At 60.2% G+C, this 13,318-nt stretch carries 4 protein-coding genes; 2 read left to right on the forward strand and 2 right to left on the reverse strand.

From position 1 onward, the window contains the following. Positions 1 to 168: 168 nt before the first annotated feature. Complete coding sequence (locus FJ548_RS24385; RefSeq protein WP_181168891.1) at positions 169 to 543, forward strand: histidine kinase dimerization/phosphoacceptor domain-containing protein; 375 nt, start codon at positions 169 to 171, stop codon at positions 541 to 543. 91 nt (positions 544 to 634) lie between these two features. Here the strand turns inward: FJ548_RS24385 and FJ548_RS24390 are convergent, their stop codons facing one another. Both FJ548_RS24390 and FJ548_RS24395 read right to left on the reverse strand, forming a co-directional pair. Further along, positions 635 to 2,965: an ATP-binding protein gene (locus FJ548_RS24390; RefSeq protein WP_140779172.1), complete on the reverse strand. Its 2,331-nt coding sequence runs from the start codon at positions 2,963 to 2,965 to the stop codon at positions 635 to 637. Between the two features lie 85 nt (positions 2,966 to 3,050). Further along, positions 3,051 to 3,713, reverse strand: coding sequence for a response regulator transcription factor (locus FJ548_RS24395; protein WP_181165704.1), 663 nt, complete (start codon positions 3,711 to 3,713; stop codon positions 3,051 to 3,053). Positions 3,714 to 4,716: 1,003 nt separating this feature from the next. Here FJ548_RS24395 and FJ548_RS24400 point away from each other — a divergent pair. Beyond that, positions 4,717 to 13,263 carry a peroxidase family protein gene (locus FJ548_RS24400; protein ID WP_140779173.1) on the forward strand — a complete coding sequence of 2,849 codons (8,547 nt, stop codon included), beginning with the start codon at positions 4,717 to 4,719 and terminating at the stop codon, positions 13,261 to 13,263. Positions 13,264 to 13,318 lie beyond the last annotated feature (55 nt).

Here is a 13,318-nt window from a genome sequence, read left to right on the forward strand (position 1 = left end):
AACAATATGGCTGGAAATGGTAGGGGAAAGACGATTGGACTTACGGCTCGCGCCTGGCAGGCAGTTTGTGCTGCCGCACGTGGATTCAACTGTGCACGGGCTTGGCTCAGGCATTCGCCTCGGGCGATTCGGCATTGTATCTTTCTCGTTGTCGTCGTTTCCCTTTCGATGATCGCCCTCGGCTGGTGGATCGATCAATACATCTCCGTGGCAGTTGGGGCGACGACCGGTCCGGATGCAGTTCCCGGCAGAACACGCGTGGCCGCAGCAGTCGCTCTCGTTTGGGCCATCATGCTCGGCGCAATCGTTGTAGTCTTCCGGCGCGCCCATGGCCTGCACCACCAAGGAATCGGCCAGCGCATCCATGATGGCCCGGCACAAATGCTCACCTATGCAATACTGCGCCTTGATGAACTCGAAGACATGTTGCGAGACACCGAAGGCAGCGTCCAACCGGTGCCCAGACAGATAATTCAGGATGTGAAGTCGGCGAGCGTCGACGCGCTGAACGATCTCCGGCAGATCTCGCGCCAGCTGGCGTGACAGGCATGAGTCCAGGAAGATACTGACCGGTGGCCCTGCTTTTCTATGCTCCGGCGCTTGGCGCAGCCATACGAAATCGGACAGCGCTACTCTACTCCGCAACCGGTGCCAAAACTGCACTGGCGTTGCCCGTTGCTTCGCCGGCAATTCCTAAGACACGAAAGAGCTCTTCCCGTTTGAATGGCTTGCTTAGGAAATCGTCCATTCCTGCCCGCAGGCATGCTTCGCGATCGCTGGCATATGCGCTGGCTGTCAAGGCAATGATACGGGCCCGACGACAGTCGGGGGCTGAGGCCGCCTCGATCTCACGGATCCTGGAAGTGGCACGAATTCCGTCGAGCTTCGGCATCGAGCAGTCCATCAGAATTGCGTCAAAACTGGTGTGGCGAACTGCGGCGACCGCCCCCTCTCCATCGCTGGCAACTTGCACAAGGCAGCCAAACTGGCGAAGGGTTTCCTCGAGAAGTCCGCGGACACGCTCATTGTCTTCCGCCAACAGGATGCGTATCGCCGGCCCTGTCGCGGTCGAAAGCTTCCGCTTCGGCTCCGGCAAGCTAGGTTCTTCGCGTGCGATGGGGATTGCGGCTGCCGGTTCGATGGTGATGGTGAACCGGAAGTGAGCGCCATGTGGGTGAGCTTCGCTGACCTGGATGGTTCCGCCGAGCCGTTCGACAAGCTGGCGGCTGATTGCCAGCCCCAGTCCCGACCCGTCCGAATTGGCACCGCGATAGAATTCCTGGAAGATATGCTCGCGATCGTCCTCTGCGATGCCCGAACCCGTGTCCACGACGTCAAAGGCGAGAATGCCGGATATCTCGCTACTGACCCGGACGGTCACTCCGCCGGCCGGAGTATGCTTCAGGGCGTTCGCGATCAGGTTCACCAGGATTTGGCGAATGCGCGCCGGATCCGAGCGGTAGCGGGCGGGCGTGTTCGAAGCGCATTCGACAGCGATCGTCAGTCCCTTGCGGTCGGCAACGGCCCGCATCATGTCGCATGTTTCCAACAAAAGCGTCGAAGGCTCGAACTCGACCGAGTTGACGTTCAGCTTGCCGTGTTCGATCGCCGACAGATCAAGCACCTGGTTGACGATGTCGAGCAATGTCTGGCTGGCATGGTCGATGATCTCAAGTTTGGCCTGCGCACGCCTGTCGGGCTGACTGGCGCGTAGCAACTCCGCCGCACCGACTATCGCATGCATAGGCGTCCTGATCTCGTGGCTGACCCGGGCAAGGAACCGGCTTTTGGCGGAACTGGCCTCCTCCGCTACCTTCTTGGCATTGGCCAGCTCGGCCGTGCGCTCCTCGATGCGCAAGGCGAGCTCCCGATTGTGCCTTTCAACCGTCGAGCCTCTATAGGCGAGCCATCGGAGCGCGGCGGCCAGGGCCACGCTCCCCAAAATCAGGATGATGACCTCGGTGCGGAAACGCTCGTTGATCGACTGGACGGCGGGTGATTTCAGGAACACCGCCGTCGGCACCACGGACCAAAGGCTCCATCCTCCCCCGACATCCGGAAAATCGAGCGGCGTCGAGCTGCCATAAGCGACGTTGTCGAGACCGGCTTCGGTTCGCGGCGAGACTTGCCTCCAAAGTTGGCCGTCACGGGACCCCCTGTAGAAACCGAGCCTGTCATTGCTTAACGCATAGCCGTCGTTCGGCAGAATTTCGGTAAGGACGTCGGACAGCACGACCGCGGTAACGATGCCTCGCAGTTTTCCGTCAAACCCGAAGAATGGAACCGAATAGACAAGGCCCTTGCGATTGTCGTCATCAGGTGCCGTCGGCGAGTAGTGCGTGTTGTCGCACGTAATGACTTCCCTGCTTGCAATTGCAGGATAGTTCAGATTCGAGATTACGTTGTCATTGCCATATTTTCTGTTTAGATAGTCGAGCTGGATTTTCATCGCTCGATATTCAAATATTTCTACCTCTTCTACTCTGCTTTTTACGGAAGAGGCTAAGCGCGCCGAGTTCTGATCTGCATTCTTGCCAACTATAAATTCATCGAACGTCATCAACGGTACTTCTGGCGTCGCCCGATCGGCGTCGACGCGGTCCGGATCGAAATTGGCCGGCACTATGTACAGTTCGGAAACTGAGAGGTTTTCCGCCAGATTGTTGTATATCTCCTGGGCGCTTACCCTCGCATCCTCTTGCAAGGAATGGGATTCGGAGCTCAGCGCTCGCACCGTCGGCAAGCGGGCGATCGTGCGAATGCCTTGGTACATCTGGCGAAAACTGGCCTCGATGTTGACCGCGACTGCTCGATTCTTGGCCTGGTTCTCTGCCTGGAACGCCAGCATCGCGGCCTTGATGTCCATTTCCCGCCCAGTGCTGAACTGGAACCAAAGCAGATAGCCGAGCGAGGCCAGCAGGAGGCAGCCACCCAACTCGATCCAGGAGAGACGCGCGTGGCGCATTGATCTCGGTTCCGCCGCAGGGGCTCTCACTCGTTTGCTATCATCCCGCAAGACCTGCACCGCGTAGAAGGCGGTCCTTAACGCGTCAATTGCCCAGAGGCGGATTTACCCCGCGCGACTTTTGCGCCGCAATTACCGCCGAAACACGGTTTGTGACGCCGTACTTCTGCAGAATGCCAGACATGTAATATTTGACCGTCTTTTCGCTGATATCCAGCTTCTCGCCAATCTCTCGATTGGTAAGACCCTCTTCAACGGCTTTCATGATTTGAGCTTCACGGTGGGTAAGCTGATCGATGGAGGACGTCTGCCGGACGTTCATCTGTGCGGCCTGCAGCAGTTTCGTCGCAAATTCAGGCGAGACGAACGACTCGTCGTTCGCCACCGTCCACATCGCCTTCTTGAGATCCCCGGCGCTCACGCCCTTGAGCACATAGCCTTTGGCGCCTGCGTTCAAGGCAGAAATCGCCGTGGCCGCCAAATCACAGACTGTCAGGATCATGCATCGGACGGAAGGCGCCTGGACGACGATGCGCTTTAGCGCCTCCATGCCGCCTCCTGGGATTCCCAGATCGAGAAGCATGATCTGGGGTCGCCACCGTTCGGCGATTTCCAGCGCTTCACGCGCGGTACTGCCTTCGGCAACGAGACTGAAACCCGCCTCGCCTGAAATGACAGCGGCTAGACCGCGTCGAACGATCGGATGATCGTCGACAATGGCAATTGAAACTCTCTCCAGATCGCCCACGCCGCTACCCCCAGCGCACAACCCAAGGCGTGTCTCACGCCAGTGAGCCGTCAACCCTGCACAATCCCATCAACACCCTGACCATATGTTAGACTTGACTTAAGTGGATGTCAACGCAGCTAAGGATCGACAAAGATTCGAGGTATTCAGCAAATCTTTCTAGATCTCTTTGTGTATAACAATTTGCGTAGGGTAAATCTTTTACACGTTTTGTAGTCACAAAAGAAAATCAGGCACATTGTTTTATCGATACATATAAAATCCCGCGGAGACGCGCATGGAGATTTTGTGATCGCGGTTAAATCGATCGGGCCTGAGAGATCGACAATACAATCATTGCGCCTGTCCCATGCGTTTGAGCCGCCCGCGGGGCTGCGACTGGCTTCGATCGATATTCAATCCAGACACGGCGCAGACGAGCGGACGGAGTTGAAGAAGGACAAGGCGTGTCCGTCATATCGGTGGCGATGCTTTCGAAGTGTTTGAGGCGTTGAGGCAGCGTTCGAGGCCTCGAAATCGCTGCAATCAGGTTTCGGCTGGCTGGACCGCAAGGATTTCGGCCTGGGCTTCCACCGCGGAGACGATGGCGCGCAAGGCGTCGCTGCCAGGGGCCGCCAGCGAGCAAGCGTGTAGCGCCCAGCCCAATCGCTGCAGACGCGAAAGCTTACCTGACAAATTCGACACCTTGGCCCGGTCCTGACCAAAGTCTGGTTTCAGCCCCAACCTTGGTCCAGGCTGGCGCCAGACCATCCGTCGAAATTCCCTAGCCTTTGTGCCGAAAACATCATGCGACGTCCGACCGTAGGCATTCGGACTGGCGGTGTCATGCTTAATCAAGGGTTAACGTGGGGATTAAACCAGTCGGAGAAGACCGGCATTGGCGCTGCTTCACAGCCTCATTGCCCTCCCCCGAGAAGGCACTTCCCAACTCCCGCCAATGCGCCCGAGGGCGCTGACCGTAGTCCTGTCGCCGTTGCGTACGGCACACGAATGGAGAAAAGCGATGCCTTCCATCAAGCCGTTCGACATCACGCTCAGTGATATCAACTTTCTTCTCGACCAGATGCGCGACGCAATCTTCATCACTGGCTACGACGCCGGCGGTCACGCCATCTATGGCTATACGGATGCTGGCGGAACCACCCGGACGCTAGGCCTTTTTGGAACGTTCGACCCTCTAGGCATTATCGATCCGACTACACATCTTTCTATTTACGATGGCGCGCGCGAAGCAAGTGGCTTTCGCATCCCGATCGGGTTTTTCAACAACTTGGTCGAGGTCACCCGCTGGAAGTGGGGTTCTTCGGACAATCCGTTCCCGCGCCTGACCGCGGCCGATTACAACAATTACGTGGCCCAGGTGATGCTCAATCCGGCGCTGACCAATGGATTTCACACGGGCTATCTGGATACACATACCCTTCCCGACACCACTCAACTTGCATCACCGGGCGCCTATGGCGACCTCAACACCACGGTGGTGGACTACACGCCGCGCATGATCACCCAGACGATCAGTTCCTCGTATGGTGCGCCCGGTGCCGCGACTGCCACCGGCATCGTTCTCGCTGGCACGGATCCAGCGATAGTCTCCATGCTTCCTGGCGAGCTGATGATCGTAAGCACCGGCGCTGGCCTGGTTGCCTTCAGCTTCTATATCGGAGCGGATCCTTCCAACGGCAATCTGGTCGGTATCAATGTCAACCCGCCGGCGACCGTAGCCAGTGCCATGCAGGCCATGCAGGTTGCCCTGCGCGATCCTCATATTGGCGGTGTTCCCGACGCGGTGGTCGCCATCGACGCAAACGGTCATATCAGCATGTCATTGGGCTCTCCGCAGGATGGCAGCTTTGCGGTCTTCGACTACGCCGGTCTTGGCCTCGGCGGCACGTTTGACCCTGTCGTGCCCGATGGCGCCAGCGCCATGATCAGAACGGGTGTCTACACCGATGTGGTGACGTCCGAGAATGTTCACGGCGTCGGCGGCACGACTGAAACGATCACCGAATATATGGTGCGAAACCTGAACACGCTGCCGGGTGACCCGTCGACCAGCGGTATCTTCACCTTGTTCGGCCAATTTTTTGACCATGGTCTCGATTTCATCGGCAAAGGCGGCCAAGGCTCCAAGATCATCATTCCGCTGTCGCCTTCCGATCCTCTGTACCGAGCTCCGATGGCAAATGGTCCAAGCGACCCTGGCAACACAACCATCACGATCTCGCGCGCCACGCCGGACGGATACACCGTGGACGATTATCACGGTCGGCCGATCTCGATAGCCGGAGCAGACAACGTCTGGGGCACACCAGACGACCTGAGCGCCCCCGGCGCTGACGGCGTCTATGGGACCGGCGACGATGTTCACGCGGCAATGGTAAAGCCGGCCACGACGTCCTACACAAACCATACCTCGCCTTACATCGACCAAAGCCAGAGCTATGGCTCGGATTCGCAGACCACCTACATCCTGCGCGAATGGGTGAAGGATCCCAACAATCCGGGCCACTACATCGCGGGCGCCGAGTTGCTGGACGGGCACCAGACCCAAGCCTACAACAGCCAATATTTCGACGACTCCTCCTTGACCGGCCTTGGCGTCGGCCAGACCACCCGAACATTGCCCACGCTCAACGAACTGCGCGAGCACCTGCGCCTCACCATGCGCGACGACCTGACGTGGGACGACATCAACAACCTGCGTGCGCGGGATGCTCAGGGTCACGTCATCGACACCAACGGGAGCGTTCCAGGCGGCTTCAACTACACGGGCGAAGCGCTGCTGCTCGACATGAATCCGCGCTTCGACATCGGCCGGCTCCATCCCAATGACGGGAACGCCGGGACGAACTGGGATACCAACGCCGCGGCGAAGGTGGATGCGGCCATCGCGACCCTCAGCCAATGGGTTTCGAACAACGGTCTGGGTTCCTTCGGACTCGTCGGCAACGACCTCACCCTCACCCTCAACGCGGCGATGGGGCCGCTCCAGGCCAATGTCGCGTATACCGGCGCCTATGCCATGGCGCTTTGGGTCGACTTCTCGAACTTCAGCATAACTGCGACCGATGACATCTACGGCGCGGTCAGCGAGATAATGATGGCGTCGGTCGGCGATCATTACGTCGCCGGTGACGGACGTGCCAACGAAAACTTCGGCCTCACCGCCATCCACCATGTCTTCCACGCCAACCACAATGTGCAGCTGATCAACCTCGAGAAGATGGTGCTGGCGTCGCCCGATATCGATGCGCGCCACGGCTATGAGGTCGCGGTCACGCAACACAGCGGTGACGTGGTTGCCAATGGCATCAGCCTGATCAACGGTCACTACGAAGACGCGAACCACAACTACACGCTCGCCGATGGTTCAATTTCCTGGAACCAGGACAAGATGTTCGAGGCGGCCAAGCTTATCAACGAAATGGAGTACCAGCACGTCGCGATCGACCAGTACGCGCGCTTGGTGACCCCCGACCTGCCGGAGTTCGTGACCTACGACAACGACATCAAGTCGGACATCTCGCTCGAATACTCGCAGGCCGCATTCCGCTTTGGGCACTCCCAGCTGCGTGAAACAATTGATGCCATCGACCCCAACGGCACTGTGACCAAATGGGCGCTGGAGGCGGCGTTCCTCAACCCGACCGCCTACGCCCAAACCGGCGCCGAGGACATCCTGCGCGGCATGTCGCAGCAACTTACCAATGAAGTGGACGAGTTCGTCACCCCGGCCATGCAGCAGACGCTGCTCGGCCAGCCGCTCGATCTCGCCGCCATCAACATCGCTCGCGGCCGCGATGTCGGCATGCCAACCCTCAACGAAGTGCGCCGCCAATTGCATGACGCGCTCGTTGCCGAGCGGCTCGCCGATCCGGCGACGCCGCACCACACCAATCTGATCGTCGATGCCCTCAATCCATATACCAGCTGGGCTGAGTTCGGCTCTCAGATGCAGCATCCCGAATCCCTGGTGAATTTCATCGCGGCCTATTCCTTCGACGGAGATCTCGCCAAAGCCCGGGCAATTGTTGGGCTCGAGGATGGCTCCATCATCGAAGGCGCCCCCGATGCCATGAACTATACGTTGCAGCAGGCCGTGGCTTTCCTGAATGGCGGTGACGACGGCTACAACCATATCGATTTCTGGATGGGTGGCCTGGCCGAACTGCATGTGTTCACCGGCCAGCTCGGCACCACCTTCAACGCCATCTTCGAAGACCAGATGGAACGGCTGATGGATGGCGACCGCTTCTACTACCTCTACCGGCTTGGTCTCGCCCTCAATATCGATCCGGACCTGGGTCACGCCATCACGACGGAGCAGTTCAAGGACATCATCGAACGCACGACCGGGGCGTTGCATCTCAACGGCGACGTGATGGGCTGGTCCGATCACACGTTCGAGCTCGCGCCAATGTATACTGCGGCACTCGCGGCCAATGCTGGGATGACGAACGGTTTCAAGATTGATCCTGTCACCCATGCGGTCACCGGCACCAGCACTGCAACGGGCTACGGCATTTATTCCGGCTCAGGCAACAGCACTGCCGGAAACGGTACGCTGCTCACGAAGATCAATGCCGATCTTGGCCTCAGCAATACCTATATCGCCGACTTCCGGCCCGACGTCGGGGAGAACCCCGACGGGACGCCCTCTTCGGGCTACAATTCGCACGAAACCTTCGCCGGCACCGACTACAACGACTGGCTCGATGCCGGTAATGGCGACGACACCATCTATGGCGACAAGGGCAACGACGTGCTCGACGGCAAGGCGGGCGCCGACCACATCTATGGCGGCGATGGCCAGGATGTCATCTACGGCGGCGACATCGAGGACTTCCTCGACGGCGGCGCCGGCGACGATATCATCTATGCCGGCACCAGCGCCGGCGGGCTGGATGTCGCCATCGGCGGCCACGGCAATGACAGGGTGTACGGCGAAGCCGGCATCGACGAACTTTATGGCGGCGAGGGCGACGATTATATCGACGCCGGCGGCGACACCGACCTGGCCTTCGGCGATTCGGGCAACGACATCATGTTCGGCGGCGACGGCCCGGACGAACTGCGCGGCGGTGAAGGCGACGACATGTTGTCGGGCGGCTCGGGCTCCGACCAGCTCAAGGGCGAGCATGGCGACGACATCTTCTTCGGCGGCATCGGCCAGGCGGCCCAGACCGGCGACAGCGATGAAGCGCTGGGCGACACCGGCTTCGACATGGCGGCCTTCAGCGACACCAGCGTCGTGCTCGACACCGCAGCCGACCTGCGCAACGTCAACCTGACCGGCGCGCCTGGCGGAACGGCCTTCGAACCCTTCAACCAGCTCTGGACCGACCTCGAGGGCGTTGTTGGCTCGAAATTCAACGACACCATCATCGGCGCCGACACCGGCGCCGTCGACGCCGAAGGCGTGCAGTCAGGCGATAACTGGCTGATAGGCGGTGGCGGCAACGACACTTTCGGTACCCGCGTCGGCGATGAGACCGGCAGCCTCGGCAACGGTGGCGACGACGTCATCGTCGGCGACTCCGTCCGTCTCGACGCGCTGATCGGGCACTATTCCGGCTACCTGGAAGATCACCCCGAGCTGCCGCAGTTCGATGCGAACGGCAACGCACTGCACGGGTTGCTGAACGGTGACACCACGTTGATAGGAGGCTTGCTCGGCCACGGCGAGGCAGCCGGCTTCGCCAAGCACTTCACTGAAATGCTCAAGACCCATGACCGCAAGGACCTGGTCCTCGGCGCGGACGTTGGTGCAGCGGGAGATCATGACGTCGCAATCTACACCGGCAATGTTGGCGACTACACGTTGACGGCGCTCGACGCCAACGGCGCGATAGTGGCAAATCCCCATGCGAACTGGGGCAATGTGTTCGCGGTCAAGATCCACGATGATGTCGGTGATCGCACGTTGGCCGACGGCACGGTCCTAGCCTCCGATGGCACTGATCTGTTGGTTGGGGTCGAGTATCTCGACTTCGCCAACGACCACAACTTCAACATCCAGGCCTATTTCGACATCGCCCCAACGCTCGATCTGCACTACGCGCCAACCGCTCGGACGGTTCGGGATACGTTTGGCACAAGCAACTCCAGTAGTTACACACGCAATGATGGTACCACGAACTGGAACGGTTCCTGGCAGGAAAGCGGAGATATCAATTCATCAAACAACGGCGCCTCGGGTGGCGCAATCCGGCTTGTCGATACTCAGGCCGGCAACGGTCAAAACTGGGCTCTGCAGTTCGACCGGGAGACCGGCGCCAGTGGGGATGGTGCTTCCATTTCCCGTGGTGTCGATCTTTCAGGCGCAACGACCACCACCAGCGGTGTCCTCAGCACCCATCGGCCGCTGCTGACGTTCGACCTCACCAAGACCGGCATCGGCTCCGGCGAAACCCTGCAGGTCCAGTACTCCTCGAACGGTACGACCTGGACCACGGTTGCGACATACGGCGACGGCAGCAATTCCACCAGCAACGCCACCGGGGGTCAGACGATCGACCTTTCGGGGCAGGTGCTCTCCGCCGACTCGGCGATTCGGTTCGTCGTCTCTCAACTCGGAAACAGCAGCGACTACTTCCACGTCGACAACGTACAAGTTGCCTTCAACGCCGACGCCGACGGCGTCAACTACTCGACCAATTACACCGAGCAACTCACGCCGGCCGCAATAGCGTCGACCCCGCTGATCACCGACCCGGACGACACGAACATGGTTTCGGCGAAGATCGTCCTGACCGACGGTGTCGTCGGGGATCGGCTCAACGTTGGCGTCTTGCCGTCTGGCATTGTCGCAACCGGAAACGGCACCGGCCTCATCACTCTCACCGGGGCTGCTACTCTGGCCGCGTACCGGACGGCGCTTGAGGCGATCACCTTCTCAAACCCGACCAACGACAATCCGACCGGCGCCAATCGGCACATCCAGGTGACGGTCAGCGATGGTCTCAAGAACAGCCCCGTGGCGACGACGACGGTGCATGTGACGCCTGTCGACGATCCGGCCACGCTTCACAACGATACTATCCTGACCAACAATAGCACGACGTCGTTCACTGTACCGGACTGGGCCTTGCTGGCCAATGACAGCGACCCGGACTCGGTTCTCAGCATCAGCGGCGTGAACGGAGGCTCGGAGCTCGCCAACGGGTCGCCGACACACTCGAATAGCAACCAGTCCGTCACGATCCAGGATTCAACAAGCGGTCAAATCGGCGGCTATGGCGGTACTTTCCGATACTATGGCAGCGGTGTCGGTTCGAATGATGTTGGCCGCCCGACGGTGACTGTTTCCAACCAGAACGGTGGAAATCTTACCGGCACGGGGGGTTCTGAAATCATCGTCGACAGCACCAGTGGCACAGGCGTCCATACCATCAACGGCAATGGCGGCAACGACATCGTCTTCGCCAATAACGGCGATGATACGATCGTGACCGGCAGCGGCAATGACTATATCGACGGAGGTACGGGTGCGGACTCGATGACGGGTGGCGCCGGCGATGACACCTATGTCATCGACGACGTCAGCGGCACCAGGGACGTCGTACACGAAGACGTCGGCGGTGGCACCGACACGATCACGTCGTCCAATTCGAGCCTTAATCTCAACGACTCGGTCTTTGCCAATGTCGAGAATGCGACCCTGACCGGCAGCTCAAGCCTGAATATTGTCGGTAACAGCGCTAACAACGTCCTTGTCGGCAACGGTGGCAACAACATATTCACCTGGAACGCCTTGGGCGGCAGAGATACCATCGACGGCGGCAGCGGCAGCGGCGACACCTTCGTTGTCAATGGCAATGCTTCGGCAGAGACGTTCGACATTTACGCGATGACCGGTGGTCAGAATGCTGGCCTGGCAAGTCTGCTCGGCACGAGCTTTGCCACAGACACCGAGATCGTCATCACCCGGACGGTCAGCGGCGTGACCACGGTCGCGGCGGAACTCGACAATATCGACGAGATCACGGTCAACACGCTTAACGTGACTGCCAACAACAACAATGGTGGACCCGATGGTGGCCCCACGGGCGGCGACACGGTCGTCATCCATGGCAACTTCGCGGCCACGGACCTCAACTACTCCACCATCACGGTCAACGGCGGCGAAAGCGACGACACGGTCGATATCTCCGGCCTGACCTCCGATCATCGTATCGTCTTCCATGGTGCCGGTGGGACGAACCATGTCATTGGCGACCTGCGTCCCCAGGACGTCGTCGACAATGGCGTGCCCGGCAACGGAAATGCGCCTGGCAACGGAGGCGACACCTCACAAGGTGACGACGACGACGAAGACGACAACGAGCACCAGAACCGTGCGCCGGTCGTGAACGGAGCCATCGTGCTGCCCCCGCTGGGCGCGAACACGGCGATGCTGATCACCGCGGCGACGCTTCTGGCCGGAGCCTCGGATGCCGATGGCGACTCCCTGACCGTGACCAACCTCACGCCGTCTTCAGGAACTGTCACCCAGGGGCCCGATGGCTGGACCTTCACACCCGATACCGACGACACCAGCCAGGTGAGCTTCAGTTACGACATCAGCGACGGCCAGGCTTCCGTCCACCAAACGGCTTCGCTGGATCTGACGGCGGCTGCCGCGGGAGAAGGCGACGGCGGGGATGCGCCGGTGCCCGGCGGCGATGCCCATCTCGGCACCGATGGTGACGACGTCATGATCGGCGGGCCCGATGCGGACGTGCTGAGCGGTGGCCAGGGTGACGACGTCATCTTGGGCAATGACGGCGCGGACACGCTGCTTGGCGGTGCCGGAGACGACCTCATCAAGGCTGGCGCCGGCGACGACGTCGTCTTCGGTGGCGCAGGCAACGACAACATCTTCGGCGGCGCCGGGCATGACACGATCTTCGGCGATGGCGGCAACGACCGGATATTTGCCGACGAGGGCAACGACGTCGTGGAAGGCGGAGCTGGCAACGACACTGTCTATGCCGGCACCGGCGACGACCACATCATCGCCAATGTTGGCGATGGCGACGACGTCTACTGGGGCGAGGATGGGCAGGATACGCTCGACTACGCGGCCATCGGCGCCAGCTTGACAATCGATCTTGGCAACGGGCTGCTGCACCACGGCAGTGTCTCGAGCGCGCAAAGCGGTCAGGATACGGTGTTCGGCTTCGAGAACATGATCGCCGGTTCCGGCAATGACACAATCATTGCCAACGCCGCCGCCAACACAATGGATGGCGGGCTTGGCAGCGACACCTTCGTGTTCGGGTCGGCAGCCGACGCCAATGGCGATACGATCGTGGGCTTGCAGCCGGGCGACAAGATCGATCTGTCATTGATCGACGCCGACACGAGTGCCGCGGGCCACCAGTCCTTCGTCCTCTTTGCCGGAGCCGGGTTCACTTCGGCGGGCCAGGTGATGGTCAGCTACCAGACCGCCGCGGACGGTGAACATACGCTGGTCAAGGGCGAGATCAACGGAGACGGCGCGGCCGACTTCAGCATCGATGTTGCCGGCCACCACGACCTGGACGGAACCTCGTTCAAGTTCGCCTGAACGTTCTGGCCGCCGGGGCAATCCCTGGCGGCCGTTCAAGTCTGCAGACAGTTCA

It is taken from the genome of Mesorhizobium sp. B2-4-17 (assembly GCF_006441275.1).
Classification (GTDB): domain Bacteria; phylum Pseudomonadota; class Alphaproteobacteria; order Rhizobiales; family Rhizobiaceae; genus Mesorhizobium.

Coding starts and splice junctions, on each gene's coding strand:
- FJ548_RS24390 (WP_140779172.1), bottom strand. CDS start 2,965: ATGCGCCACGCGCGTCTCTCCTGGATCGAGTTGGGTGGCTGCCTCCTG.
- FJ548_RS24385 (WP_181168891.1), top strand. CDS start 169: ATGATCGCCCTCGGCTGGTGGATCGATCAATACATCTCCGTGGCAGTT.
- FJ548_RS24400 (WP_140779173.1), top strand. CDS start 4,717: ATGCCTTCCATCAAGCCGTTCGACATCACGCTCAGTGATATCAACTTT.